Origin of the sequence: Lichenibacterium dinghuense (assembly GCF_021730615.1) — a bacterium.
Taxonomy (GTDB): Bacteria; Pseudomonadota; Alphaproteobacteria; order Rhizobiales; family Beijerinckiaceae; genus Lichenihabitans; species Lichenihabitans dinghuensis.
Genome location: NZ_JAJLMN010000001.1, coordinates 53,979 through 78,138 on the forward strand (window position 1 = coordinate 53,979; position 24,160 = coordinate 78,138).

Here is a 24,160-nt window from a genome sequence, read left to right on the forward strand (position 1 = left end):
CCATGGCCAGACCGCGCCCCCTGCTCGCCGGCAACTGGAAGATGCACGGCACGCGCGGGTCGCTGGGCGAGATCGCCGCGCTGCGCGACGCCGTGACGGCCGGGCGGACGCGCGGCACCGACGTCCTGGTCTGCCCGCCCTTCACGCTGGTGATGGCGGCCGCCGAGCTCTGCGCCGGGACGGGCCTCACGATCGGCGGACAGGACTGCGACCCGCAGCCGTCCGGCGCCGCCACCGGCGACGTGTCGGCCGAGATGCTGCGCGACGCCGGCGCGGGCGCCGTGATCGTCGGCCATTCCGAGCGGCGCGCCAACCACGGCGAGACCGACGAGACCGTCCGCGCCAAGGCCGAGGCGGCCGCGCGGGCGGGGCTGATGGCGGTGCTCTGCGTCGGCGAAACCCGCGCCGAGCACGACCGCGGCGAGACGCTGCGGGTGATTGGCCGGCAGATCGACGAATCGGTGCCGCCCGGCGCCCGGGCGGCCGGGCTGGCGCTGGCCTACGAGCCCGTGTGGGCCATCGGCACCGGCCTCGTGCCCTCCCCCGAGGCCATCGGCGAGGTGCACGCCTTCATGCGGCGGCGGCTCGCCTCGCTGCTCGGCCCCGAGGGGGCCGGCGTGCGGCTCCTCTACGGCGGCTCGGTCAAGCCCGACAACGCCGCCGAGGTGATGGGGATCGCGGACGTCGACGGCGTGCTGGTCGGCGGCGCGAGCCTGACGGCGGACGAGTTCCTCGCCATCGTCGAAGCCAAGCGCTGAAGCGAAATCACCGCCGAGGCCCGCGCCCGCCACGGGTTTTGCATCGTCCGACCCATGGTGTATGGGGAGCCGGACCCCTTCGACCCGCCGCGCGCGCCAGCCGGCCGCCCCCCGAGTGCCATCGATGCAAACCGTCCTGATCGTGTTCCACCTGATGATCGTGATCGCGCTCGTGGCCACCGTGCTGCTGCAGCGGTCCGAGGGTGGCGCCCTCGGGGTCGGCGGCGGCGGCGGCTTCATGACGGGCCGCGGCCAGGCCAATGCGCTGACGCGCGCCACCGCGATCCTCGGCACGCTGTTCTTCGTGACCAGCCTCGCCCTGACGCTGCTGGCTCACTACAACCGCGCGCCTAAGTCGCTGCTCGACACGCCCGCGGCGAGCGGCACGGCCCCGGCCGGCGCGGTGCCGCCCGGCGCGGTGCCGGTGCAGCCCGGCGCGACCCTGCTGGACCAGTTGAACGACCTCGAGAAGCGGAAGTCCGGCGCGGCGCCGGCGGCGCCGGCCCAGCCCGAGGTGCCGAAGTCGCAGTGACGGCGACGGCCTGACAGGATCGGAGGGGCGGCCGGCGAGGCCGCCCCTTCCTCGTTTTCATGGCGCCGGCTTTCCGGGTCGGCGATCGGCAGGACGGACGAACCGTGGCGGCAGCCCCCGCCGCCGCGACGCTCCGCTTTGGAACAGGTGTTTGAACCGATGGCACGCTACGTCTTCATCACCGGCGGCGTGGTGTCGTCGCTGGGCAAGGGCCTGGCCTCGGCGGCGCTGGGTGCGCTGCTGCAGGCGCGCGGCTACACGGTGCGCTTGCGCAAGCTCGACCCCTACCTCAACGTCGACCCCGGCACGATGAGCCCCTACCAGCACGGCGAGGTCTTCGTGACCGACGACGGCGCCGAGACCGACCTCGACCTCGGCCACTACGAGCGCTTCACCGGGCGCCCGGCCACGCGGGCCGACAACATCACCACGGGGCAGATCTACCAGGACATCATCGCCAAGGAGCGGCGCGGCGACTTCCTGGGCGCCACCGTGCAGGTGATCCCGCACGTCACGAACCACATCAAGGACTTCGTGCTGGAGGGCAACGACGACATCGACTTCGTGCTGGTCGAGATCGGCGGCACGGTGGGCGACATCGAGGGGCTGCCCTTCTTCGAGGCCATCCGCCAGCTCGGCAACGACCTGCCGCGCGGCCACGCCGTCTACGTGCACCTGACGCTGCTGCCCTACATCCCGACGGCGGGCGAGCTGAAGACCAAGCCGACGCAGCATTCCGTGAAGGAGCTGCGCTCGATCGGCATCCAGCCCGACATCCTGCTCTGCCGCTCCGACCGGCCGATCCCGGTCGAGGAGCGCCGCAAGCTCGGCCTGTTCTGCAACGTGCGCGAGGACGCCGTCATCGAGGCGCGCGACGTCGCCTCCATCTACGACGTGCCGCGCGCCTATCATGAGGCGGGGCTCGACCGCGCGCTGCTGGCCGCCTTCGACATCGCGCCGGCGCCCAAGCCCGACATGACGCGCTGGAACGCCGTGACCGAGCGGGCGCTGAACCCCGAGGGCGAGGTCCGCATCGCGGTCGTCGGCAAGTACACGGGCATGAAGGACGCCTATAAATCCCTCATCGAGGCGCTCATGCACGGCGGCCTCGCCAACCGCGTCAAGGTCCGGCTCGACTGGATCGAGTCCGAGGTGTTCGAGGGCGACGAGCCCGCGACGCAGCTCGAGGACGTCCACGCGATCCTCGTGCCGGGCGGCTTCGGCCAGCGCGGCGCCGAGGGCAAGATCGCCGCGGCCCGCTTCGCGCGCGAGCGCCGCGTGCCGTATTTCGGCATCTGCTTCGGCATGCAGATGGCGGTGATCGAGGCCGCGCGGTCGCTGGCCGGCGTTCCGGCCGCGAACTCCACCGAGTTCGGCCCCACCGACGAGCCCGTGGTGGGCCTCCTGACCGAGTGGATGCGCGGCAACGCCCTGGAGCAGCGCCTGCACGACGGCGACCTCGGCGGCACCATGCGGCTCGGCGCCTACGCGACGACCCTGAAGAAGGGCACGCGCATCGCCGCCATCTACGGCGACACGGAGATCAGCGAGCGCCACCGCCACCGCTACGAGGTCAACACCGACTACCGCGAGAAGCTGGAGGCGAGCGGCATGGTGTTCTCCGGCCTGTCGCCGGACGGGCTGCTGCCCGAGACGGTGGAGCTCGCCGACCATCCCTGGTTCATCGGCGTGCAGTACCATCCCGAGCTGAAGTCGCGGCCCTTCGAGCCGCACCCGCTCTTCGCGAGTTTCGTGGCGGCGGCGCTGACGCAGTCGCGGCTGGTGTGACGGCGAACGGCGGGCAGGCTGGCCTTCGGGCCCGCCGCATGCCATGCGGTGGGCCGAGACGGGGGACGACGGCATGGCGGTGAACGGCGAAGTGTTGGTGGGCCGGGGCGCCCGCGCGGTGCGGTTCGGCAACGGCCTGCCGCTGGCGCTGATCGCGGGCCCCTGCGCCATGGAGAACCGCGACCACGCGCTGCGCACCGCCGAGGCGCTGGCCGGCATCGCGGAGCGGCTCGGCATCGGCCTCGTCTACAAGTCGTCCTTCGACAAGGCCAACCGCTCCTCGGCCGACAGCGCGCGCGGCATCGGCCTCGACGCAGCGCTGGAGGTCTTCGCCGCCGTGAAGGCCGCCACCGGCCTGCCGGTGCTGACCGACGTGCACGACGCCGCCCAATGCGCGCCCGTGGCCGAGGTGGTCGACGTGCTGCAGATCCCCGCCTTCCTGTGCCGGCAGACCGACCTCCTGCTCGCCGCCGCGGCGACCGGCCGCGCCGTCAACGTCAAGAAGGGCCAGTTCCTGGCGCCGTGGGACATGGGCAACGTCGTCGACAAGCTGGCCCGCGGCGGCGGCGGCGACGTGCTCGTGACGGAGCGCGGCGCCTCCTTCGGCTACAACACCCTGGTGTCGGACATGCGGGCCCTGCCGGTGCTGGCCGCGACGGGCGCGCCGGTGGTGTTCGACGCCACGCATTCGGTCCAGCAGCCGGGCGGCCAGGGCAAGACCTCCGGCGGCCAGCGCGAGTTCGTGCCCGTTCTGGCGCGCGCCGCCGTTGCGGTGGGTGTCGCGGCCGTCTTCATCGAGACGCACCAAGACCCCGCCTCGGCGCCGTCGGACGGCCCCAACATGGTGCCGCTCGGCGAGATGGAGGCCCTGGTGGCGACGCTGCAGCGCTTCGACCGGCTCGCCAAGGCGCTCTGAGCCCGCGGCCGGCCGTCATCGCGGCTTCACGCGGGCCTGCTACCCGAAACCCCATGAGCGAGCCGAACTTCAGCTACGCCGACGACGCGATGCCGGCCGTGAAGCGTGGGCTGATCCGCCTCGTCGAGGCCGCCACGGGCCAGCGCGAGCTGCGCCGGCTCTACTTGCACAACCGGCACCACGGCGTGGCGGGGGAAAGCTTCTTCGCCGCCGCGGTGCGGAGCCTCAGGCTCGACGTGCGCTTCGATCGCGCGGCGCTCGACGCCATGCCGCGCACGGGGCCGGTCGTGGTCGTGGCGAACCACCCCTACGGCGTGCTCGACGGCATCGTCGTCTCCTGGCTGGTCGGGCAGGTGCGCTCGGATTTCCTGGTGCTCACCAACGCGGTGCTGCTGCGCGCGCCCGAGATCGCCGCCCACGTGCTGCCGATCGACTTCGCGCCGACCGACGAGGCCACGCGGACCAACGTCGCCTCGCGCGCCGCCGCCCGCCGCCACCTCGACGCAGGCGGCTGCGTGGTGGTGTTCCCGGCCGGCGGCATCTCGACCGCGCCGGACCGGCTCGGCCGCCACCGCGCCGTCGACGCGCCCTGGCAGCCCTTCACGGGCCAGCTCGTGCAGCGCTCGCGCGCCACCGTGGTGCCGATCTGCTTCGAGGGGCAGAACAGCCGCCTGTTCCAGATCGCGAGCCACCTGAGCCCGGCGCTGCGCCTGTCGCTGATCTTCCGCGAGGTGAGGTGCCGCATCGGCACGGCCATGCCGGTCGCGGTCGGGCGGCCCGTGCCCTTCGCGACCCTGCCGGCGGGGCTCGACCGCCAGGGGCTCGCCGACCACCTCCGCGGCCTGACCTACGGGCTCGCCCCGGCGCGTTCCGGCCGCGCCGAGGCGGCCGGGGCGCGCCCGGTCAGGCCGATCGCGACGCTCAAGCGGCGGATGGCGAGCGGCCGCAGCGCCCTCGCGTCGCGGCTCGCCGCCCCGCGCCGTCAGCCGCGGCCGCGGTAGGTCGGCACGCCCTGGTCGGGCAGCCACAGGCCCTCCGGCGGGGCGCCGGTCTGGAAGAACACGTCGATCGGGATGCCGCCGCGCGGGTACCAGTAGCCGCCGATCCGCAGCCAGCGCGGCTCCAGCAGGCCCGCCAGGTCCTTGCCGATCCGCACCGTGCAGTCCTCGTGGAAGGCGCCGTGGTTGCGGAAGGACGTGAGATACATCTTCAGCGACTTGGACTCGACGAGCCAGCCGTCCGGCACGTAGTCGATGACGATGTGGGCGAAGTCGGGCTGCGCCGTGACGGGGCAGAGCGACGTGAACTCGGGCGCGGTGAAGCGGGCGAGGTAGAGCGTGCCGGGATGCGGGTTCGGCACGCGGTCGAGCCGCGCCTCCTCGGGCGAGGCGGGCTGGGCGACGGATTGGCCGAGCAGCGTCGGCGTGAGGGGATCGGACAAGGGGCACTCGCGCGAGGGGCGGCCAACGGTTCGGCCTTCTCCGTCGAGTTAGGCCGGGGGCGCCCGCGTCACAAGCGCCCCGCGCCTCAGGGCAGGCGCCCGCCCGCCAGCAGGATGGCGCCGTCGCGCGCGTCGGCGACCGGCTCAGACAGGTTCTCCGCGACCGCGGTCGGCAGGTAGGGCCGCGCGGCCGCGGCGCCGCCGCCGACCATCGCCACCCGCGGGGCGCCGAGCGCCCGCACCGCCGCGACGAGCTCGGCCAGCGCGGCCGCGGCCCCGCGCACGATCGACAGCGCGACGGCGTCGCCCGCCGCCGCCGCCGCGAAGCAGGCGGGCGCCTCGGCGCCGAAGTCGGCCGAGCGCGCCGTGAGGCCCCAGCGGATGACGGCAGCCGGGTCGTCGCCGAACCGCGCCATGAGGCCCCGCGTGAAGGCCGTGTGGGGCTCCAGGCCGTCGTGGGCGCGGAGCGCGCGGCGCCACGCGTCGAGGCCGATGCGCGCCCCCGAGCCGTCGTCGCCGAGCACGAAGCCGCGGCCGCCCACGAAGGTTTCGCGCCCCCCGATCAGCGCCAGGCCGGCGCTGCCCGTGCCGGCGATGACGAGCCCGCCGTCCGCGCCGCCGTGGGCGCCGAGGCAGGCCGTGACGGCGTCGTTCGACACGCGGACGGCGGCGAAGCCCGGCAGCGCCGCCGCGACCTCGGCCGCGATGGCGGGGGACGAGACGCCGGCGAGCCCGAGGCCGAGCCGGACGGTCGGGCCGGCGCCAGTCGCTAGCCCGGCGCGGTCGAGCGTCGAGGCGACGCAGGCCCGGATGGCGCCGAGCGCGCCGGCGAAGTCGAGGTACACGTTGGCGCTGCCGCCCACGGCCTCGGCGAGCAGGCGGCCCGCGCCGTCGCGCAGCCGCGCCCGGCAGGTCGAGCCGCCGCCGTCGATGCCCATGACCAGGGCCCCGGCCTCCGCTTCCATCCCGGCCACCGCTCCCGCCGCCTCCAAGGTCGCCCGGCCATAGCGCGACCACGGAGGAGCGTCGAGCGGCGGCGTCGGCGTTCGTCGCGACGGACGGCCGATCGTTTCACAAACCTCTGTTCGCTATGTCGAACGCCGTTCCGTGAAACGAACACGACCGTCTGCCCGCGCGGCGACGCACCCCGCCCGCGCGTCCGGCGCGGGCGGGGACGATGCCGGGCCGGGCCGGGCTGCGTCAGGAGCGGGGGAGGATCAGACGGGGTAGAGGAAGAGCCCGATCGTCAGGGCCACGCCGATGGCGACGACGCCGAGGCGCAGCAGGCGCTCCTCGACGCGGCTCAGCATCCAGGCGCCGGCGAGGCCGCCCAGCACGGCGCCGACGCCGAGCACCAGGGCCGACAGCCAGGCCACGGCGCCGGAGAAGGCGAAGATCGCCACCGCGGCGGCGTTCATCACCCCGGCCAGCACGTTCTTGGAGGCGCCGGCGTTGCGGGTCGGCAGGCCCGCCATCGTCAGCGCGGCCAGCATCAGGAAGCCGATGCCGCCGCCGAAATAGCCGCCGTAGACCGCGATCAGGAACTGCGCCGCCGCGGCCTGCAGGGCCGTGAGGTGCACGGCGGCCTCGGCGGCCCGCCGACGCCCGAAGGATCCGTAGGCGAAGACCGCGGTGGCGAAGAGCACCAGCCAGGGCACCAGCCGCGCGAAGAACGAGGCGGGCGTGACGAGCAGCAGCACGCCGCCCGCGGCGCCACCGACGAGGCTGATGCCGAGCAGCGCCCGGAACGACAGGTTCTGCGCGCCGCGCACGTGCGCGCGGCCCGCGAAGCCCGTCGACAGCTGCCCGGGGAACAGCGCGATCGTCGAGGTGATGTTGGCGGCCCGCGCGTCGAGGCCGCTCAGGATCAGCGCCGGCAGGGTCACGAAGGAGCCGCCCCCCGCCAGCGCGTTCTGCGTGCCGGCCCAGAGCCCGGCGGCAAACAGCAGGAGCAGGGCCGAGCCGGTCACGCCGCGTCCGGCGCCGAGGCGGCGTCGAGCGCCGCGAGGTCATCGGCGGTGAGGTCGAGCGCCGCCGCGGCGGCGAGGTCGCCGAACTGGTCGAGCGTGGTCGCGCTGGCGATGGGCGCGTCGATGGTCGGCTGTTGCATCAGCCAGGCCACGGCCACCGCGGCCTGCGTGGTCCGGTGATGCGCCGACACGGCGTCGAGCGCGTCGAGGATGCGCCGGCCGCGCGCGTCGAGCCGCTTCGCCATGCTGGCGCCGCGCGGGCTCTTCCCGAAGTCGGCCTCGGACCTGTACTTGCCGGTGAGGAACCCCGCCGCCAGGGCGTAGAAGGGGATGACCCCGACCTCCTCGGCGGCGCAGAGGTCCCGCAGCGCGCCCTCGAAGCCGGAGCGGGCCGACAGGTTGTATTCCGGCTGGAGCGTCTCGTAGCGCGGCAGCCCGCCGTCGCGGCTGGCGGCGAGCGAGGCCGCGAGCCGTTCGGCCGAGAAGTTCGAGGCGCCGATGATCCGCACCTTGCCGGCCTTCACCAGCCCCGCATAGGCCGACAGGGTCTCCTCAATCGGTGTGTCGGGATCGTCGGCGTGCGACTGGTAGAGGTCGACGTAGTCGGTACGCAGGCGCTTCAGCGAGGCGTCGATCGAAGCCTCGATGTGGGCGCGGTCGAGCCGGCCGGCGCGGTTCGGCTGCCCCATGCCGACCTTGGTGGCGATCACCAGCCGGTCGCGCCCCCCGCGGGCGGCGAGCCAGTCGCCGATCACCGTCTCGGATTCGCCGCCGCTGTGGCCCGGCGCCCATCGCGAATACACGTCGGCCGTGTCGACGAAGTCGAAGCCCGCGCCCACGAAGGCGTCGAGCAGGGCGAAGGAGGTGTCGCGGTCGGCCGTCCAGCCGAACACGTTGCCGCCGAAGCACCAGGGCGCCACGGCGATGTCGGAGCGTCCGAGCCTGCGCTTGGTCATGTCGTGTCCTCCCGATGCCGCCGCGCGGCGGCGCCCCGATCGCCCGGCGGGCGCCTTGTCAGCCGCCGACGGCGTCCTTCACGCATTTGGTGGTGAAGGAGGTCTTCGCGGCGCCCGCCAGCTTCTTGCTCGCTGCGGCGGCGTCGCAGGAGGCGGCCGCGTCGCGCTGGCACTTGCCCATGAACGAGGTCTTCGCGGCCCCTGCCAACTTCTTGTCGGCGGCGTTGGCGGTGCAGGTGCCGTCGGCGTGGGCGGCGGACAGGCCGGCGCACAGGGTGAAGGCGATCAGAACGGCTCTCATGGTGTCATCCTCGCGTGACGGTCAGGGCCGGCGATTCGGTTGCGGGGCGGCAGAACGCCGCCCGGCGCGAGCCTTGCACCCGCCCCGTGGAGCGTCAATCGGCGCCGGCGCAAGTCCGGCGCCACACAAGCGCTGCAAACTCGCGGCTCATCGGCAGTGGGCGATACGGGGCGGGACCGGCATGGGCGACCAGCGAACAGGCTCCGGCGAGGCGACCCCGGCCGCGGCCGGCCGGCTGCACGGCATCGACTTTTGGCGGGGGGTGATCCTCTGCACGATCTTCGTCAACCACGTCCCCGGGACGCTGTTCGAGCGGCTGACGTTCAAGAACTTCGGCCTTTCCGACTCCTCCGAGGCCTTCGTGTTCATCGCCGGCCTGTCGCTGGCCCTCGCCTACGGCCGGCGCGTGTTCGCGGGGGAGCGCGCCGCGGTGGTGACGAGCCTCGCCCGGCGGGCGGTCAAGCTCTACGGGACGCATGTCGGGCTGTCGCTGGCCGGCGCCGCCATCTTCGCGGCCGGCGCGATGGCGACCGGCAACGCAGACCTCATGCAGGAGCAGGGCCGCGACCTCGTGGTCGACGATCCCGTCGGGGCGCTGGTGGGGCTGTTCTCGCTCGGCCACCAGTTCGGCTACTTCAACATCCTCCCCATGTACGTGGTCCTCATGGGGCTGGCCCCCGCGATGCTGTTCGTGGGGCGGAGCCGCCCGCGGCTCATGCTCGCCGGCTCCTTCGGCCTCTACGCCCTGTCCCGCGCCGCGCCGCTCAACGTCCCGACCTGGCCGATGAGCGGCTCCTGGTTCTTCGACCCCTTCGCGTGGCAGGTGCTGGTCGCGATCGGCATCGCGATCGGGTTCCGGCTGAGGCGGGGCGGCCTCGCCGTGGGCCGGCTGCCGCTCGCCTGTGCGGGGCTGGTGGTCGCGGCCGCGGCCTTCTGCACGACGGACGGGCTCGGCACCTGCCCCGGGCTCGACGAGACCGTGCGCGCGCTCGTCGACACGGACAAGACGATGCTCGGCCTGGGACGCCTCGTCCACGCCCTGAGCCTCGCCCTGTGCGTCTACGGCCTTGGCGTGGCGAAGCTCGTTCAGTCGACCTTCGTCTACAAGCCGCTCCTGCTGATCGGGCAGCACGGCCTGCCGATGTTCGGCCTCACCGCGATCCTGTCGGCGATCGGGCAGGTCGTGGTCGAGAGCTACGGCCACCCGCCGCTCCTCGACGTCGCGATCACCGGGGGCGGCCTCGCCGTCATGATCTGCGCGGCCCAGGCCCTGAGCCGCAGAAGCGTCCCGCTGCCCCTGGCTGTCGCCGCGCCGTGATCCTGCGGACGCCTCGCACCCGCGCGTCCTTGGCGGAAGGGGTGGGATTCGAACCCACGGCAGGCTTTCACCTACGGCGGTTTTCAAGACCGCTGCCTTAAACCACTCGGCCACCCTTCCGATCGCGACGGCGCCCAGCCCTCGTCTCCGAGGCGCCGGGATCGATGCCCCGCCGGACCGTCCTCGACGGCCCGACGACGCGCGACGCCGCATGATACGCGCAAGCGCGGGTCTCCGCCACCGTGTTCGCTGTGCTGACGGAGGAGCAGCCCCTTCGGACAGCTCCGGGTGGTGGGTCATTCGCCGCTGGCACGGTCCCCGGCATGCGCTTCGGCCGCCGTCATCCCGGGCCCGTTCGCCTCGCCGGGCTCGCGGACGGACGAGCGGAGCTCGAGCGGGCGGCACGGGGATCGCCGACCGAAGGGAGGTCGCCGGCCTCGTCCCCCGCGTGATCGACGGGCGGTGTCGGAGCCGTCGGTCCCGGCGTAGAAGGGCGGCTCACGCCGAGGTGCTGCATGGACGACGCCGAAACTTACGCCATCGCGGCGCTCGCCGCGCCACACCCGCTCGCCGGGGCGGCGGCCCGCGACGTGCTGGTCGAGGGCGGCACCGTCGTCGAGGCGGCGCTCGCCGCCGCCATGGTGTCCGCCGTCGCGGCGCCGGGGTGCGCCGGCCTCGGCGGGGACGCGCTGTGGATGATCCGCGAGCCCGGCCCGCGCGGCCGCGTGCGGGTCCTCGACGCGCGGGGCACGGTCGCCGCCGCGGCGCGCCTCTCCTTCTACCGCGAGCGGGGGCACGAGGCGGTGCCCCGCCGGGGGGCCGAGGCCGCCCTGGCTTCGCCGGGCGTCGTCGCGGGCTGGATCGAGGTCCACGCGCTGTCGACGGCCACCGGCGGGCGCCTGCCGGTGGCGCGCCTGCTGGAGCCCGCCGTCGCCGCGGCCCGGCACGGCTTCGCCCCCTCCCCGCCCGACGCCGAAGCCCTCGCCGCCGGCGGGCCGTCCCTCTCGGCGGTGCCCGGCTTCGACACGGCCTTCCTCGTCGAGGGCCGGGCTCCCGCGCCGAACGAGCGGCGTTTCGCGCCGGCCCTGGCGGCGGCGCTCGCCCACCTCGCCGAGGCCGGACTCGACGACTTCTACACGGGCGACGTGGCGCGCGAGCTCGCCGCCGACCTCGACGCCCTGTCCTGCCCGCTCGGCCGCCTCGACCTGCGGCGGACGGAGGCGCGCTGGCGCGAGCCGCAGACCCTCGACCTCGGGCGCCACGCGCTCGCGGTGCCGCCGACCCGCTCCGGGCTGCGCGCCGCCGTGGCGCTGGGCCTCGCCGGCGCGCTCGCCGCGGCGGGCTTCGATGCCGCGGAAGCGGACGGCTTCGGCCGGTGGCACGGGCTGATCGAGAGCTGCCGGGCCGCCGACGCCGTGGTGGACGACGCCGAAACGAGGGACCGCGATCCCGCGGACCTGCTCGACGGCGCGCGCCTCGCCCGCTTCGCCCTCAAGCTCGACCGCGCGCGGGCGAGCCGCGCCGGGGCGCCCGCGCGCGCTCCGCTGGACGAGGCGGCCTCCGCGATCGTCGCGGTGGGCCGCGACGGGTCGGCGGTGTCGGTCGTGCAGACGCTGGGGAGCGCCTTCGGCTCCGGCATCGTGTGCGGGCGCACGGGCGTCCTCATGGGGAACCGCGGCGCGGGTCTGGCGCTCGACCCGGACCTCGGCCCGATCCTGCGCCCCGGCCGGCGCGTGCCGCTCGCGAGCCTGCCGGCGCTGGTGTCGAACGCCCGCGACGGGCGTGTGGCGGCGATCGGCGCCCTCGGCGCGGCCGCGCCCGCGGCCGTGGCGCAGCTCGCGGACCGCGCGATGCGGGGCGCCGGCCCCGGCGAGGCCCTGGCGGCGCCGCGCTTCGCGCTCGGCGCCGCGCCGGACGGGCGCGAGGCCGCGGTGCTGGTCAAGGCGGAGCGCGAGCCCGGTCCCCGGAGGCCGCTCCGCGCGGCGGGGCACACGATCGTCGAGGGCGAGAGCGCGGTCTGGACGGCCGGAGTCGCGCTGCGGGACGGCGCGGGCCGCGTCACCGCGGCGGCGGACGGCGGCGCGGCCGAGGGGATCTGAATCGGCGGCGCGCGGCCCGCTCGACCAGCCGAACCCTGTCGCGCACCGCGGCGTCCGCGGCCGGACGCGCCACGCCCGGCGGCGTCCGGTGGGCGATCACCGCCCGATCGTGCACTCGATCTGCCCGTGCGGCTCGTCGGTGGCGACGAAGACGCGGTTCGGGTTGTCGAGGCCGAAGGGCGCGAGGTTGACCGGGAGGTAGTGCTTGTTGGGACAGGCGAGGCTGATCGTGTCGAGCTCCGGCACGGCGGCCAGCGCCGCCTCGCCCATGCGGTACAGGCTGTCCTGCACGCTGTGGGAATAGGTCGTGGCGAAGACGCGCAGCATGGCGTCGAGCACGCGGCCGTTGGCCTCCGCGAAGTCGGCGGGGTCGCGCTCCCAGGCCCAGCGCGCCTCCATGGCGGTGGCGGCGATGCGGTCGTGCGTCTCCGGGATCGTCGTGTAGGGGTCCTTGAGGTAGTTGGCCCAGCCCGAGGCCGTCGCCTTGAGGAAGGTGAAGCCGGACAGGCCGGACGACATGCGCCCGCCCGAGCGGTCGGTCACGGCCTCGGCGGTGCCGAAGCCGTTCCCGTCCCTGGTGAAGGCGTGCGGCTGCGGCGTGCCGTCGAAGGCGAGGCGGCTCCAGCGCGTCTCGCGCGCCGACACGGTGGCGGAGCGCATGCCCGGATAGCTGTCGAGCAGGCGGCGGGCCACGGCGCGGCAGAACAGCTCGGCCCCGAGCTCCAGCTCCTCGCGCGCCACGATGTTCACGACGTTCTTGATCGTGTCGGTCGACACGGTGGTCGAGTTGTCGGCCTCCGTGAAGGCGCGGTCGATGTCGCCCGTCAGCATGGCGCGGATCTCGAGCTCGCGCACGTCGCGGTGGTCGCCCTCGCCCGCCAGCCGCATCACGCGGACGCGGCCCTTGCCGTAGGTGCTGCTCAGAAGCGTCATGGCCGGGCCTCGCGCGATGGTTGGTCGCGGCGGAGGATACAAGAAGCGGGCCGGCGCGCGATACCGCCGATGCGGAGCCGGCCGGGGCCGTGTAGTGTGCCGGCATGGACGTCGAGAAGTGGTTCGCCGTGCGGGGCGTGCTGTTCGCGGGGCTGGCGGCGATCGCCGCCCTGGTGGGCGGCACGGTCTACGTCGTGTTCGATCAGGCGGGCCGCGTGCACCGGCTCGCGGTCGACCGCTGCCACGACGCCGGCGGCGCCTGGGTGGCGTCGGGGGAGCACAGCTATTCCGGCCAGTGCCTGCGCACCCCGAGCACCCCGCCCTGGCCTCCGAAGCCGTGAAAGGGGCTGCGCATCAGGCGGGCGCCCGCGCGAGAATGCGCTCGGCGCGCATCCGCACGGGCGCGTCCACCATGGCGCCGTCGACCGCGACGGCCCGCCCGTCCTCGGCGGCGGCGAGCACGCGCCGCGCCCAGGCGACCTCGGCCTCGGTGGGCGCGAAGCCCGCGCGCGCGGGGGCGATCTGGGCCGGGTGGATCAGCAGTTTGCCGCCGAAGCCGAGCCGGGCCGCGTATCGCGCGTCGTCCTCGATCGGGGCGGGGTCGCGGTAGCCCGGCGTCACGCCGTCGATCGGCGCGGGGCGCCCGGCGAGGCGGCTCGCCAGCACGACCTCGGACCGCGCGAAGAGCAGGCTGTCGCGCTCCTCCGCGCAGCCGAGGTCGGCGGCGAGGTCGATCGAGCCGAACAGAAGCCGCGCCGCCGCCCCCGCGACCTCGCGCGCGCCGGCGACGCCTCGCGCGCTCTCGATCAGCGCCACGACGGGCACGCCGGCGGCCCGCGCCGCCGCCGCCACGGCGTCCGCGGTCTCGGCCTTCGGCAGGACGATGCCGGCGAGCGGCAGGGCCGCGGCCGCCGCGAGGTCGTCGCCGTGCCAGGGCGTGCCGGGCGCGTTGACGCGCACCAGGACCGGGCAGCCCGCGGCGGCGACGGCGTCCCGCGCGGCGCCCAGGGCGGACCGCGCCGCGGTTTTCGCGCCCGGCGACACGGCGTCCTCGAGGTCGAGGATGACGGCGTCGGCCCCGGCCGCGAAGGCCTTGGCGAACCGATCGGGCCTGTCAGCCGGGACGAACAGCGGCAGCACGACGGCGTCGAGGGATGAGGACATCGGGGCGGTCCTGGTGGATCTGACCGCCTGATGCCACCCGGGACGGCCCCGCCGCAATCACAATCGCGTCCCGCGCGCCCTCGCGCGCGACGGGCTCGCTCCCCTGCGCGGCGCGATCCGCCCACCGGCCGGGCTCAATTGGGGATGGTGAAGCCGGCCGGCACGCTGTTCGCGGCCACGAAGCGGCCGTTCGGCAGGTCGTTGCCCTCGACCTTCGCTTCGATCGCGTCGGCGCTCAGGCCATAGCCGCGCCAGCGCGCGGCCAGCCTGTCCCGCAGCACCTCCTCGGGCACGACGGCCGCCACGGTGACGTCGAAGAGTTCGCGCAGCGCCGCCCAGGGCGCCATCCCGAGCAGGAGGTAGTTGCCCTCGACGACCACGTGCCGGACGGCCCGCGGGATCGTCCGCGCGCCGGCGCGGGAGATCTCCAGGCTCCGGTCGAACACCGGCACCGCGACCTCGTCCTCGTCGTTGCGCCGGAGGCGGCCGAGCATGTGCAGCAGCCCGCCGACGTCGAATGTGTCTGGCGCGCCCTTCCGGGCGAGGAGGCCGCGCGCGACGAGGAGGCCGTCGTCGTAGTGGAAGCCGTCCATCGGCAGCACGGCGGCGGTGCCGGGGGTCGCCTCGTCGAGGCGGGCCACCAGCCGCTCGGCGAGGGTCGACTTGCCCGAGCCGGGCGCGCCGACGATCGCCGTGATGGTCCGACCCGCCCCGGTGCGCCCGCCGAGGAGGCGGGCGAGGGCTTCCAGGTCGGTCGACGCGCTCGGGGTCATGTTCACAGCCTCATGGGATTGCAGCCTCGCGGGATGCCCCAACGGGGATGCGCCGTCGCCGGCTCGCGGCACCGCTAGGGCGTGGAGGGCAGCACGTGCTCGGCCAGGCGCTCGTAGAGCGGCCGCCCGGCCGCGGCGAGGGGCTTCAGGCGGTCGGGCAGGTCGTCGAAGCCACGCTCGGGGCCGGGCGGCGCGAAGCCCGTCGAGCGCTCGACGCCGTCGTACCAGGACGGCGCCCAGACGCCGTCGGTGTCGCGGCGCCCCGGAGGCCAGCGCAGCATCGCCTCGTCGAAGCCGATGCCGAGCGCGGCGCAGAGCCCCGACAGGGTGCCGCGCGGGTCGAGCAGCACGCGGCGGGACTCGACCACCGGCGGGGCGCGGCCGAGCCGGTCGGCCACGCGGTCGAAGAGCTCGACCTGCTGCGGCAGGCCGATCTCGTCGAGCGTCACGTCCGTGCGCTTCTCGACGTAGGACAGAAGCACCGCCTCCGGCGCGCGGATCAGGAAGGCGTTGGCGACGCCGTCGATCCAGCCCCGGTCGAAGCCCGCCAGCATGTGGTGCGTCATGTGCTTCTGGTACCAGAGCGGGGAGCCGCCCGGCGATGGGCCTGTCACCTGCGCCACCACGGCCGCGGGGTCCGTGGGCTGGGAGGCGAGGATCTCGTCGCGCTGCGGGTGCACCAGGCCCGTCGCGGCCAGGTAGGCGGCGTAGAAGGGCTCGTCCGACACGGCGCAGTCCGGCCGGTTCTCGAAGGCGCGCATCATCGCGGTCGAGATGTTGCGCGGGCCCGACCACATGGCGATGCGGAGCGGACCCTCCATCACGCGCGCCCCCGCGCTTCGGCGTCCCGCAGGGCGAAGTAGCTGTCGCGCAGCCGCCGGGTGACGGGGCCGGACAGGTCGTCGGCGGTGCCGAGCGCCGGCAGGGTCCGCCCGTCGACGCTCCGGACCGGCGTCAGCCCCGCGAAGGTGCCGGTCACGAAGGCCTCGTCGGCCGCGTAGACGTCGAAGAGCGAGAAGTCGCGCTCGAACACCGGCACGCCCGCGGCCCGCGCCGCGCGGATCACCGCGTCGCGCGTGATGCCGCGCAGGCAGAAGCCGCCGCCCGAGGTCCACAGTTCGCCGCGGCGCACGACGAAGAAATGCGTCGAGTTGCAGGTCGCGACGAAGCCGCGGTCGTCCAGCATCAGCGCCTCGTCGGCGCCGGCCGCGGTCGCCTGGATGCAGGCCAGGATGTCGTTGATCTTGGAATGCGAGTTGAGCTTCGGGTCCTGGTCGGCCGGACCGGTGCGGCGCACGTGGGCGGTGAAGAGCGAGATGCCGCGGCGGTACACGTCGGGCTTGGGCTGCTTCCATTCCGGCACGATGACCACAGTGGCGGGCCCGACGGTGAGGCGCGGGTCCTGGTAGGGCGAGCGCTTCCTGCCCCGCGTCATCATCAGGCGGACGTGCACGCCGTCCCGCATGCCGTTGGCTTCGAGGCACCCGAACAGCCGCTCGACCAGTTCGTCCCGCGAGAGGCCGATCTCGATCATCAGCATGCGGGCGCCGTCGTAGAGCCGGTCGAGGTGGGCGTCGAGGAAGGCGATCCGGCCCTCGATCAGCCTCAGCCCCTCCCAGACGCCGTCGCCGAGCACGAAGCCGGAATCGAACACGGACACCATCGCGCGGTCGCGGTGGACGAGGTCGCCGTCGACCGACACCAGGACGTCGTCATTGCGGGGGTCGCCCACGTAGTCCTGCGTTCCCGTGCTCATCCATGCCCCGCCGCGCTGAATCGTCGGACCACGATGGCGCATGCGCCGATCCTTGTCGATGCGGGGCGGGTCGCCAAAAGCGGCGCTTTCGCGGCACGATCGAAAGTTCCCATCCCGCCATGCACGCCGCCCACGGCAGAGCTGCAGCTCGGTTTCTTTAAGGACCCGTGAACCACGATGGTCTAGCCCTGGCCTGACAATTCAAACTTTCGTTCAGGAACCGGCCTTGGCCTTCGCCCTCCACCAGCCGAAGCGCGGCACCCGCCGCGCGTCCGCGGACCCCGTCCAGACCGTCGCCCGCCTGCGCCCGGCGCCCGCGCGGGCCGTGCCGGCGCAGGCCGCGGGTTCGGCCACGAAGCCGGAGCGCACCCTCGTCGGCATCCTGGCGCTGCTCGCCTCGACGGCGCTGTTCCCCGTGTCCGACGTCGCGTCGAAGATGCTCACGGCGACGCTGCCCGGCATCGAGGTGGCGTGGATGCGCTACCTCGTCTTCGTGGTGATGACGGTGCCGCTGTTGGCTCGCGACCCGTCGCTGATCCGCACCGCCCGCCCCGGCCTGCTCGCCGGCCGGGCCGTGGCGAGCGCCCTGTCGACCGCGCTGTTCATCGTCGCCTTCGGCATGATGCCGGTGGCCGACGCCACGGCGATCGGCTTCCTCGCCCCCGTGGTTGTCACCGGCATGGCGGCGCTGTTCCTGCGCGAGAAGGTCGGGCTGCGGCGCTGGGCGGCCTCCTTCGTCGGGCTCGCCGGCGTGATGGTGATCGTGCAGCCGGGCGGCTCCTCCTTCACGCTCGCGAGCCTCGTGCCGCTCTGCGGCAGCGTGGCCTCGGCCACGGCGGTCATCGGCACGCGCCTCGCCAAGGACGAGCGGCCCGAGACCACCATGCTGTTCCAGGCCGTGGTGGGCTTCGTCGTCGTGACGGCGCTCGCGGCGTTCGAATTCCACGTGCCGACCTGGAGCGAGGTCGCGGTGGGCTGCATCTCCGGCTTCTTCGCCACCGTGGCGAGCCTGATGCAGGTCTTCGCCTACCGCCACGCACCGGCCTCGCTGCTGGCGCCCTTCACCTACACGCAGCTGATGTGGGCGGCGGGCCTGGGCTTCCTCGCCTTCGGCACGGTGCCGGGCCCGTCCATGATCGGCGGCGCGGCCATCATCGCCGCCAGCGGCATCTACACGGCGTGGCGCGAGACCGTGCGGGCCAGGGACGCCCGCGCGGCCTGAGCACGCGGCCGGGCGGTGAAAACCCCGCCCGGCCCCTTTCCAGGATCCCCCGCCCTGGGGCATGGTGCCGCCACCAGCGATCACAAGCTCCGGGCACGACATGAGAAAAGTCTACGAGGACGCCACTTCGGCCCTTCACGGCCTGTGCCGGGACGGCATGACGGTCCTCGCGGGGGGGTTCGGCCTCTGCGGCATCCCGTCGAGCCTCATCGAGGCGCTGCGCGACACGGGCGTCACCGACCTCACCTGCGTGAGCAACAACGCCGGCATCGACGGCGAGGGCCTCGGCCTCCTGCTGGAGACGGGACAGATCGCCAAGATGATCTCGTCCTACGTCGGCGAGAACAAGCTCTTCGCCCAGCAGTTCCTGGCCGGCAAGCTCAAGGTCGAGTTCACCCCGCAGGGCACGCTGGCGGAGCGCTGCCGCGCCGGCGGCGCCGGCATCCCGGCCTTCTTCACCAAGACCGGCGTCGGCACGCAGGTGGCCGAGGGCAAGGAGATCCGCGAGTTCGACGGCGAGCGCTACGTCATGGAGCGCGGCATCTTCGGCGACATCGCGCTGGTCCACGCCTGGAAGGGCGACACGGAGGGCAACCTCGTCTACCGGAAGACGGCGCGCAACTTCAACCCGATGATGGCCACGGCCTCGCGCATGACGATCGCCCAGGTCGAGCACCTCGTCGAGCCCGGCGAGCTCGACCCCGACAGCATCGTCACGCCCGGCATCTTCGTGAAGCGCATCGTCCACGTGCCGAACCACGAGAAGAAGATCGAGCAGCGCACCACGCGCAAGCGCCCCGCGCCGGCCACGCCGGCCGCCGCGGGGGAGGAAGTCTGATGGCCCGGGATCGGTCTTTCGTGGTCGGCACCGCCTTCGAGGGAGTGAACTGATGGCCTGGGATCGGAACCAGATGGCGGAGCGCGCCGCGCGCGAGCTGCGCGACGGCTTCTACGTCAACCTCGGCATCGGCATTCCGACGCTGGTGTCGAACTACATCCCCGAAGGCATGAGCGTTCAGCTCCAGAGCGAGAACGGCATGCTCGGCATGGGCGCCTTCCCCTACGAGGGCGAGGAGGACGCCGACCTCATCAACGCCGGCAAGCAGACCGTCACGGCCCTGCCGACCACGAGCTTCTTCTCGTCGGCCGACAGCTTCGGCATGATCCGCGGCGGCCACATCGACCTGTCGATCCTCGGCGCCATGCAGGTGGCCGAGAACGGCGACCTCGCCAACTGGATGATCCCTGGCAAGATGGTGAAGGGGATGGGCGGCGCCATGGACCTCGTGGCCGGCGTCAAGAAGGTCGTCGTGCTGATGGAGCACACCGCCAAGTCGAAGACCGGCGGCGAGGACCCGAAGCTGCTGCGCGCCTGCACGCTGCCGCTGACCGGCTCGGGCGTGGTCGACATGGTGATCACCGACCTCGGCGTCTTCACCGTCGACCGGCACGGCGGCGGCATGGTGCTGACGGAGCTCGCGCCGGGCGTCACGGTCGCCGACATCAAGGCGAAGACCGAGGCGCACTACGCGGTGTCGCCCGCGCTGGTCGGCGAGGCCGCGACGGCTTGACGCCGCGGCGCCCCGCCACCACCTCCTGCCGCAACGCAGCGCGGGCACATGGCCGGCGCTCTGGAAAGGGTTCAACGCCATGGCCGATGCCGGTTCCGCCACCCTCAAGGTCACCGACCAGAGCTTCGAGCAGGATGTGCTCAAATCCTCCGAGCCGGTCGTCGTCGACTTCTGGGCCGAGTGGTGCGGCCCCTGCCGCATGATCGCCCCGGCGCTCGAAGAGATCGCCAAGGATATGAGCGGCAAGGTGAAGGTGGTGAAGTTCAACATCGACGAGAACCCCGGCGTGCCGGGCAAGCTCGGCATCCAGTCGATCCCCACCCTGCTCCTGTTCAAGGACGGACAGGTCGCCGCCAAGATGGTCGGCGCGAAGCCCAAGGGCGCGCTCCAGCAGTGGATCAACGGCGCGATCTGATCGGCCGGCCCCTGACGCCCCGAACGGCCCCGGCGCACCCGCGCCGGGGCCGTTTGCGTTTCGGCGCGCCGCCGCCGCGGGCCCTCGCGGCGGCGCCGGGGAGGCATCTCTTTATGTGATGCCGGCCCCGGTTTTTTGCGGTCGCGACCGTGAGCGGCGCCGTGCATCCTGGCGGCCTCTCCGGAGCCGCCCGTGCACGACCACCACCGCATCCGCGCCCTGCTCGACGCCCGCCGCCCCGGCCACACGCTGCCGCAGCCGTTCTACACCGACCCGGACCTGTACCGCTTCGACCTCGACGCGGTCTTCGCGCGCTCCTGGATCGCGGTCGGCTTCGAATGCGAGGTGGCCGAGCCCGGCTCCTACCTCGCGGCCCGCATCGGCGCCTCCCCGATCGTGATCACGCGGGCGCGCGACGGCGCCCTGCGCGGCTTCCACAACGCCTGCCGGCACCGCGGCGCCCAGCTCTGCGCCGAGGGCGCCGGGCGCCGCTCGCTGCTGGTGTGCCCCTACCACCAATGGTCCTACGGGCTCGACGGGCGCCTCGTCCGCGCGGCTCGCATGGGCGAGAACTTCGATCCCGCCGAGCACGGCCTCGTGCCGGTGCGCGTCGAGGCCGTGGCGGGCACGCTCTACGCCTGCCTGGCCGAGGACGCGCCGGATTTCGCGCCCTTCCGCCGCGAGGTCGAGCCCCTGCTGGCGCCGCTCGCCCTCCAGGACGCGAAGGTCGCGCATGTCGACACGCTGGTCGAGCGCGGCAACTGGAAGCTCGTGATGGAGAACGCGCGCGAGTGCTATCACTGCGACGCGAAGCATCCGGAGCTGTCCTTCACCTTCCCGACGGGCGCGCGCGGCAACTTCGAGTCCGAAGGCGACCCCGCGCGCATCGCCTTCGACGACCGCATGGCGGCGCGGGGCCTGCCGGTCGGCCCGGTCGACGGCGACTGGTATCAGGCGGCGCGCTTCGCCCTGAACGACGGCTGCGCCTCGATGACGGAGGACGGGCGCGCCTGCGTGGCGCGGCCCCTGGCGGCGCTGACCGAAGGCGACGTCGGCTCGCTGCGCTGGGCGCTGGAGCCGCATTCCTTCGCCCATGCGGTCGGCGACTTCGCGTTCCTGTTCTCGGCCATGCCGACCGGCCCGCGCGAGACGGTGGTGACGTCGAAGTGGCTGGTGCACCGCGACGCGGTCGAGGGCGTCGACTACGACCTCGGCACCCTCACGGCCCTGTGGACCGCCACGAACCTCCAGGACCGCGACCTCGTCGAGAACAACCAGCGCGGCGTCGACGGCGCCGGATACCGGCCCGGCCCCTACTCGCCCGAGGGCGAGGCGCTCTGCGCGCGCTTCACCGACTGGTACTGCCGCAAGGCGCGCGACTACCTCGACGCGGTCGCCCCCGCGCGCCGCCTCGAAGCCGCGGAGTGACGCCGTGACCGACCATCCCCAAGGCCTCCACCCCGACACGCTCGCGGTCAGCCACGGCTACGACCCGCACGCGCACCACGGCGCCGCCAAGCCGCCGGTCTATCCGTCGACCACCTACATGTACCGCTCGGCCAGCCACGCGAAGGACGTGCACCGGGCCTATTTCGACGGCGTGCCGATGCCGGGCGGCGAGGCGCCGGGTCACATCTACTCGCGCCTCGGCCACCCCAACCTCGACATGGTGGAGCGGCGCCTCGCGGCCCTCGACCGCGCCGAGGACGCGGCCGCGTTCAACAGCGGCATGGCGGCGATCTCGGCCGTGATGCTGTCGGCGCTCAGGCCCGGCGACGCCGTGCTGCACGGCCGGCCGATCTACGGCGGCACCGACGGGCTGATCACGGGCCTCCTGGCCGGGTTGGGCGTGCGGAACTTCGGCTTCACGGACGGGCTCGACCGCGACGCCGTGATGGGCGCCGCGCGCGAGGCCGCGGCGGCCGGGCCGCTGGCGCTGATCCACCTCGAGACGCCCGCCAACCCGACCGGCGCCATCACGGACATCGCGCTCGTGGCCTCGGTGGCCGAGGAGATCGGGGCGCGCCAGGGGCGCAGGCCGCTCGTCGTGGTCGACAACACCTTCCTCGGGCCTTTCCTGCAGTGCCCGGGCGAGCACGGCGCCGACCTCACCGTGACGTCGCTGACCAAATATGCCGGGGGCCACTCGGACCTGCTGGCCGGCGGCGTCAGTGGCGACGCCGAACGCGTCGGGCCGCTCAAGCTCCTGCGCACCTTTCTCGGCACCAGCCTCGACCCGGGGGTGTCGGCGACGCTGCTGCGCTCCTTCGAGACCATGGGTCTGCGCACGGAGCGCGCCTGCGCCAACGCGCGCGCCGTGGCGGACTTCCTCGCCGCCCACCCCAAGGTGCGCTCGACCTCGTTCCTCGGCCACGTCGACCCCGAAAGCCGCGCGGGCGCGCTGCTGGCCCGCCAGTGCTCCGGCACCGGCTCGACCTTCTCGGTGCGGGTGCGCGGCGGCGAGGCCGAGTGCTTCCGCATGCTCGACCGGCTGCGTGTGATCCGCATGGCGGTGAGCCTCGGCGGGACCGAGACCCTGATCTGCCATTCGGCCTCCACCACCCACTACGCCGTGCCGCGCGAGCGGCGCGAGGCCGGCGGGGTCGACGATGGCACGCTGCGGCTGTCGGTCGGCATCGAGCACCCCGACGACCTGATCGCCGACCTCCGGCAGGCCCTGGAGGCGGTGTGACCCACCCCGTCGATCCCAGATCCCTGGTCGGCAAGTTTCCGGCCCCGCGCGAGCACGCCGAGGTGCTGGTGGTCGGCGCCGGCCCGGCCGGCACCGCGGCGGCGCTCGAGGCGGCCCGCCTCGGCGCCCGCGTGAAGCTCGTCGACGAGAACCCGGTCGCCGGCGCGCTCGCGGGCCTCGACGTTCCGTTGTTCTTCGGCGGCCGGGCCGGCGCCGCGCTCAACGACGAGCGCCGGATGCTGGAACAGGTGCTAGGCTCCGACCCCGCCCTCGCCGAATGTTACGAGGCCGGCGTCGACCTCGCGCTCGGCACGGCGGCCTGGGGCCTGTTCACCCACGGCCCCGGCCTGCAGACCCTGCCCGGCCCCGTGGTGGGCCTCGCCGACGGCGCCGAGGCCTGGCTCTGCGGCTACGACAGGCTCATCCTCGCCACCGGGGCGCGCGACCTCGCGCTGTTCTTCGAGGGCGCCGACCAGCCCGGCGTCATGGGCGCGCAGGCGTTGCACGCCCTGCTCTCGACCTACGACAGCTTCGACGGACGCCGCCTCGTCGTGCTCGGCTCGGGCGACCTCGCGGTCGCGGCGGCGGCGGAGGCGCTCGACCGCGGCCTCGACGTGGCGGCGATGGTGGAGGTGCGCGACGCGCCCGAGGCCGACGTGTCCGCGCTCGAAGCGCGCGGCGTCGAGGTGCTCACCGGCACGGTGATCCGCGCGGCCGAGCGAGGACCATTCGGTGTGACTGCGGCGGTGCTGCTCGGCCCCGACGGCGCCGGGCGGCGGATCGCCTGCGACACGGTCTGCCTCGCGATCGATCGCGTGCCGAGCGTCGAGCTGTTGGAGGCGGCCGGCGGCGGCCTCACGATCGACGGGACGCGCGGCGGCCACGTGCCGCGGCTCGACGGGGCGGCCTCGACGCTGCCGAACGTCTCCGTCGCGGGCGACGCGGCCGGCCTCGTCCCCGGCACGGCGGCGGACCCGGCGGCCGCGCGCGCCTCGGGGACCGCCGCGGCCCGCGCGGCCCTCGGCCACGAAGCCGAGCCGTCGGCGCCCGCCGCCGGTCCGGACCGCCACGCCTACAGGCTCGACTGGATGCGCATGCTGCTCGCGGCGGGATCGCCCGACGTGCTGGCCTGCCAGTGCGAGGGCGTGACGCGCGGCGACCTCCTCGGCGTGCGCCCGCCGCGCTACCTCGGGGCACCGGCGAACCCGCGCGACCTCGGCACGCTGCTGGGCGACGGCCCCGTCAACCAGGACCAGATCAAGCGCCTCACCCGCGCCTGTATGGGCGCCTGCCAGGCGCGCCGCTGCCGCGAGCAGGTCGCGATGGTGCTGGCGCTCGGCGCCGGCGTGCCGCTCGAATCCGTGCCGCTCGCCGGCTACCGAGCCCCGGTGCGGCCCCTGCCGCTCGGCCTGCTCGGCGGGCTCGACGAGGCGCAGGCCATGCGCGACGGCTGGGACGTGTGGTTCGGCATCCCGACCCAGTGGGTGCCCTACGACGACATCGGCACGGAGCGCGAGGCCGAGCACCTGCGCGGCAACATGCACCTGTGAGGGCG

Annotated in this window: 25 protein-coding genes and 1 tRNA gene; 15 read left to right on the forward strand and 11 right to left on the reverse strand. The window is 74.1% G+C overall.

Going from position 1 to position 24,160, the window contains the following annotated elements; translation table 11 throughout:
• Positions 1 to 2: 2 nt before the first annotated feature.
• The 5 genes from tpiA (at position 3) to L7N97_RS00265 (ending at position 4,995) form a co-directional block, all read left to right on the forward strand.
• Positions 3 to 758, forward strand: coding sequence for a triose-phosphate isomerase (tpiA, locus tag L7N97_RS00245; protein ID WP_237476379.1), 756 nt, complete (start codon positions 3 to 5; stop codon positions 756 to 758).
• Between the two features lie 124 nt (positions 759 to 882).
• Entirely contained in the window at positions 883 to 1,290 is a 408-nt protein-coding gene (secG, locus tag L7N97_RS00250) for a preprotein translocase subunit SecG (protein ID WP_237476380.1), read from the forward strand.
• Between the two features lie 159 nt (positions 1,291 to 1,449).
• Positions 1,450 to 3,078 (forward strand): CTP synthase, encoded by a 1,629-nt coding sequence (pyrG, locus tag L7N97_RS00255; protein ID WP_237476381.1) that lies wholly within the window; start codon positions 1,450 to 1,452, stop codon positions 3,076 to 3,078.
• Between the two features lie 73 nt (positions 3,079 to 3,151).
• Positions 3,152 to 3,994: a 3-deoxy-8-phosphooctulonate synthase gene (gene kdsA, locus L7N97_RS00260; RefSeq protein ID WP_237476382.1), complete on the forward strand. Its 843-nt coding sequence runs from the start codon at positions 3,152 to 3,154 to the stop codon at positions 3,992 to 3,994.
• A 53-nt stretch (positions 3,995 to 4,047) separates the two neighbouring features.
• Positions 4,048 to 4,995 carry a lysophospholipid acyltransferase family protein gene (locus tag L7N97_RS00265; protein WP_237476383.1) on the forward strand — a complete coding sequence of 316 codons (948 nt, stop codon included), beginning with the start codon at positions 4,048 to 4,050 and terminating at the stop codon, positions 4,993 to 4,995.
• Here the strand turns inward: L7N97_RS00265 and queF are convergent.
• The 5 genes from queF to L7N97_RS00290 form a co-directional block, all read right to left on the reverse strand.
• Positions 4,977 to 5,435: a preQ(1) synthase gene (gene queF, locus L7N97_RS00270; protein WP_237476384.1), complete on the reverse strand. Its 459-nt coding sequence runs from the start codon at positions 5,433 to 5,435 to the stop codon at positions 4,977 to 4,979. The genes L7N97_RS00265 and queF overlap by 19 nt on opposite strands.
• A gap of 86 nt (positions 5,436 to 5,521) precedes the next feature.
• Positions 5,522 to 6,400, reverse strand: a complete 879-nt coding sequence (locus tag L7N97_RS00275; RefSeq protein WP_237476385.1) for a glucosamine kinase nucleotide-binding domain-containing protein — start codon at positions 6,398 to 6,400, stop codon at positions 5,522 to 5,524.
• A 252-nt stretch (positions 6,401 to 6,652) separates the two neighbouring features.
• Positions 6,653 to 7,405, reverse strand: a complete 753-nt coding sequence (locus tag L7N97_RS00280) for a sulfite exporter TauE/SafE family protein (protein ID WP_237476386.1) — start codon at positions 7,403 to 7,405, stop codon at positions 6,653 to 6,655.
• Positions 7,402 to 8,361 (reverse strand): aldo/keto reductase, encoded by a 960-nt coding sequence (locus tag L7N97_RS00285; protein WP_237476387.1) that lies wholly within the window; start codon positions 8,359 to 8,361, stop codon positions 7,402 to 7,404. Before L7N97_RS00285 ends, L7N97_RS00280 begins: the two co-directional genes overlap by 4 nt.
• Before the next feature lie 58 nt (positions 8,362 to 8,419).
• Positions 8,420 to 8,662: a hypothetical protein gene (locus L7N97_RS00290; RefSeq protein WP_237476388.1), complete on the reverse strand. Its 243-nt coding sequence runs from the start codon at positions 8,660 to 8,662 to the stop codon at positions 8,420 to 8,422.
• Between the two features lie 181 nt (positions 8,663 to 8,843).
• Here L7N97_RS00290 and L7N97_RS00295 point away from each other — a divergent pair, with 181 nt between their 5' ends.
• Positions 8,844 to 9,980 carry an OpgC family protein gene (locus tag L7N97_RS00295; protein WP_237476389.1) on the forward strand — a complete coding sequence of 379 codons (1,137 nt, stop codon included), beginning with the start codon at positions 8,844 to 8,846 and terminating at the stop codon, positions 9,978 to 9,980.
• 30 nt (positions 9,981 to 10,010) lie between these two features.
• Here L7N97_RS00295 and L7N97_RS00300 read toward each other — a convergent pair.
• Positions 10,011 to 10,100: transfer RNA gene (locus L7N97_RS00300), tRNA-Ser, on the reverse strand.
• Between the two features lie 395 nt (positions 10,101 to 10,495).
• On the opposite strand from L7N97_RS00300, the gene L7N97_RS00305 reads away from it, so the two are divergent.
• The gene (locus tag L7N97_RS00305; protein ID WP_237476390.1) at positions 10,496 to 12,079 is read left to right on the forward strand and encodes a gamma-glutamyltransferase; all 1,584 of its coding nucleotides are present in this window, start codon (positions 10,496 to 10,498) and stop codon (positions 12,077 to 12,079) included.
• A 96-nt stretch (positions 12,080 to 12,175) separates the two neighbouring features.
• Here the strand turns inward: L7N97_RS00305 and pucL are convergent, their stop codons facing one another.
• A complete protein-coding gene (pucL, locus tag L7N97_RS00310; protein ID WP_237476391.1) occupies positions 12,176 to 13,012 on the reverse strand; it encodes a factor-independent urate hydroxylase in 837 nt (278 codons plus the stop codon).
• A gap of 104 nt (positions 13,013 to 13,116) precedes the next feature.
• On the opposite strand from pucL, the gene L7N97_RS00315 reads away from it, so the two are divergent.
• Entirely contained in the window at positions 13,117 to 13,353 is a 237-nt protein-coding gene (locus tag L7N97_RS00315) for a hypothetical protein (protein WP_237476392.1), read from the forward strand.
• A gap of 13 nt (positions 13,354 to 13,366) precedes the next feature.
• On the opposite strand, the gene L7N97_RS00320 is transcribed toward L7N97_RS00315, so the two are convergent.
• The 4 genes from L7N97_RS00320 to L7N97_RS00335 all read right to left on the reverse strand — a co-directional run bounded on the left by L7N97_RS00320 (position 13,367) and on the right by L7N97_RS00335 (position 16,705).
• Complete coding sequence (locus L7N97_RS00320; protein ID WP_237476393.1) at positions 13,367 to 14,176, reverse strand: HpcH/HpaI aldolase/citrate lyase family protein; 810 nt, start codon at positions 14,174 to 14,176, stop codon at positions 13,367 to 13,369.
• A 134-nt stretch (positions 14,177 to 14,310) separates the two neighbouring features.
• A complete protein-coding gene (locus tag L7N97_RS00325; RefSeq protein WP_237476394.1) occupies positions 14,311 to 14,949 on the reverse strand; it encodes a nucleoside triphosphate hydrolase in 639 nt (212 codons plus the stop codon).
• A gap of 74 nt (positions 14,950 to 15,023) precedes the next feature.
• Positions 15,024 to 15,770 (reverse strand): sulfotransferase-like domain-containing protein, encoded by a 747-nt coding sequence (locus L7N97_RS00330; RefSeq protein ID WP_237476395.1) that lies wholly within the window; start codon positions 15,768 to 15,770, stop codon positions 15,024 to 15,026.
• Entirely contained in the window at positions 15,770 to 16,705 is a 936-nt protein-coding gene (locus tag L7N97_RS00335) for an aminotransferase class IV (RefSeq protein ID WP_237476396.1), read from the reverse strand. Before L7N97_RS00335 ends, L7N97_RS00330 begins: the two co-directional genes overlap by 1 nt.
• Positions 16,706 to 16,931: 226 nt before the next feature.
• On the opposite strand from L7N97_RS00335, the gene L7N97_RS00340 reads away from it, so the two are divergent.
• From L7N97_RS00340 to L7N97_RS00370, 7 genes are all read left to right on the forward strand, one after another.
• Entirely contained in the window at positions 16,932 to 17,927 is a 996-nt protein-coding gene (locus L7N97_RS00340) for a DMT family transporter (RefSeq protein ID WP_237476397.1), read from the forward strand.
• A 100-nt stretch (positions 17,928 to 18,027) separates the two neighbouring features.
• Positions 18,028 to 18,765 (forward strand): CoA transferase subunit A, encoded by a 738-nt coding sequence (locus L7N97_RS00345; protein ID WP_237476398.1) that lies wholly within the window; start codon positions 18,028 to 18,030, stop codon positions 18,763 to 18,765.
• A 52-nt stretch (positions 18,766 to 18,817) separates the two neighbouring features.
• Positions 18,818 to 19,498: a CoA transferase subunit B gene (locus L7N97_RS00350; RefSeq protein ID WP_237476399.1), complete on the forward strand. Its 681-nt coding sequence runs from the start codon at positions 18,818 to 18,820 to the stop codon at positions 19,496 to 19,498.
• 79 nt (positions 19,499 to 19,577) lie between these two features.
• Positions 19,578 to 19,913: a thioredoxin gene (gene trxA / locus L7N97_RS00355; protein WP_237476400.1), complete on the forward strand. Its 336-nt coding sequence runs from the start codon at positions 19,578 to 19,580 to the stop codon at positions 19,911 to 19,913.
• 192 nt (positions 19,914 to 20,105) lie between these two features.
• Positions 20,106 to 21,341 carry an aromatic ring-hydroxylating oxygenase subunit alpha gene (locus L7N97_RS00360; RefSeq protein WP_237476401.1) on the forward strand — a complete coding sequence of 412 codons (1,236 nt, stop codon included), beginning with the start codon at positions 20,106 to 20,108 and terminating at the stop codon, positions 21,339 to 21,341.
• Between the two features lie 4 nt (positions 21,342 to 21,345).
• Entirely contained in the window at positions 21,346 to 22,605 is a 1,260-nt protein-coding gene (locus tag L7N97_RS00365; RefSeq protein ID WP_237476402.1) for a cystathionine gamma-synthase family protein, read from the forward strand.
• The gene (locus L7N97_RS00370) at positions 22,602 to 24,155 is read left to right on the forward strand and encodes an FAD-dependent oxidoreductase (protein WP_237476403.1); all 1,554 of its coding nucleotides are present in this window, start codon (positions 22,602 to 22,604) and stop codon (positions 24,153 to 24,155) included. The genes L7N97_RS00365 and L7N97_RS00370 overlap by 4 nt, the downstream gene beginning before the upstream one ends.
• Positions 24,156 to 24,160 lie beyond the last annotated feature (5 nt).

Coding starts and splice junctions, on each gene's coding strand:
- tpiA (WP_237476379.1), top strand. CDS start 3: ATGGCCAGACCGCGCCCCCTGCTCGCCGGCAACTGGAAGATGCACGGC.
- secG (WP_237476380.1), top strand. CDS start 883: ATGCAAACCGTCCTGATCGTGTTCCACCTGATGATCGTGATCGCGCTC.
- pyrG (WP_237476381.1), top strand. CDS start 1,450: ATGGCACGCTACGTCTTCATCACCGGCGGCGTGGTGTCGTCGCTGGGC.
- kdsA (WP_237476382.1), top strand. CDS start 3,152: ATGGCGGTGAACGGCGAAGTGTTGGTGGGCCGGGGCGCCCGCGCGGTG.
- L7N97_RS00265 (WP_237476383.1), top strand. CDS start 4,048: ATGAGCGAGCCGAACTTCAGCTACGCCGACGACGCGATGCCGGCCGTG.
- L7N97_RS00275 (WP_237476385.1), bottom strand. CDS start 6,400: ATGGAAGCGGAGGCCGGGGCCCTGGTCATGGGCATCGACGGCGGCGGC.
- L7N97_RS00285 (WP_237476387.1), bottom strand. CDS start 8,361: ATGACCAAGCGCAGGCTCGGACGCTCCGACATCGCCGTGGCGCCCTGG.
- L7N97_RS00290 (WP_237476388.1), bottom strand. CDS start 8,662: ATGAGAGCCGTTCTGATCGCCTTCACCCTGTGCGCCGGCCTGTCCGCC.
- L7N97_RS00295 (WP_237476389.1), top strand. CDS start 8,844: ATGGGCGACCAGCGAACAGGCTCCGGCGAGGCGACCCCGGCCGCGGCC.
- L7N97_RS00305 (WP_237476390.1), top strand. CDS start 10,496: ATGGACGACGCCGAAACTTACGCCATCGCGGCGCTCGCCGCGCCACAC.
- pucL (WP_237476391.1), bottom strand. CDS start 13,012: ATGACGCTTCTGAGCAGCACCTACGGCAAGGGCCGCGTCCGCGTGATG.
- L7N97_RS00315 (WP_237476392.1), top strand. CDS start 13,117: ATGGACGTCGAGAAGTGGTTCGCCGTGCGGGGCGTGCTGTTCGCGGGG.
- L7N97_RS00320 (WP_237476393.1), bottom strand. CDS start 14,176: ATGTCCTCATCCCTCGACGCCGTCGTGCTGCCGCTGTTCGTCCCGGCT.
- L7N97_RS00325 (WP_237476394.1), bottom strand. CDS start 14,949: ATGACCCCGAGCGCGTCGACCGACCTGGAAGCCCTCGCCCGCCTCCTC.
- L7N97_RS00330 (WP_237476395.1), bottom strand. CDS start 15,770: ATGGAGGGTCCGCTCCGCATCGCCATGTGGTCGGGCCCGCGCAACATC.
- L7N97_RS00335 (WP_237476396.1), bottom strand. CDS start 16,705: ATGAGCACGGGAACGCAGGACTACGTGGGCGACCCCCGCAATGACGAC.
- L7N97_RS00345 (WP_237476398.1), top strand. CDS start 18,028: ATGAGAAAAGTCTACGAGGACGCCACTTCGGCCCTTCACGGCCTGTGC.
- L7N97_RS00350 (WP_237476399.1), top strand. CDS start 18,818: ATGGCCTGGGATCGGAACCAGATGGCGGAGCGCGCCGCGCGCGAGCTG.
- trxA (WP_237476400.1), top strand. CDS start 19,578: ATGGCCGATGCCGGTTCCGCCACCCTCAAGGTCACCGACCAGAGCTTC.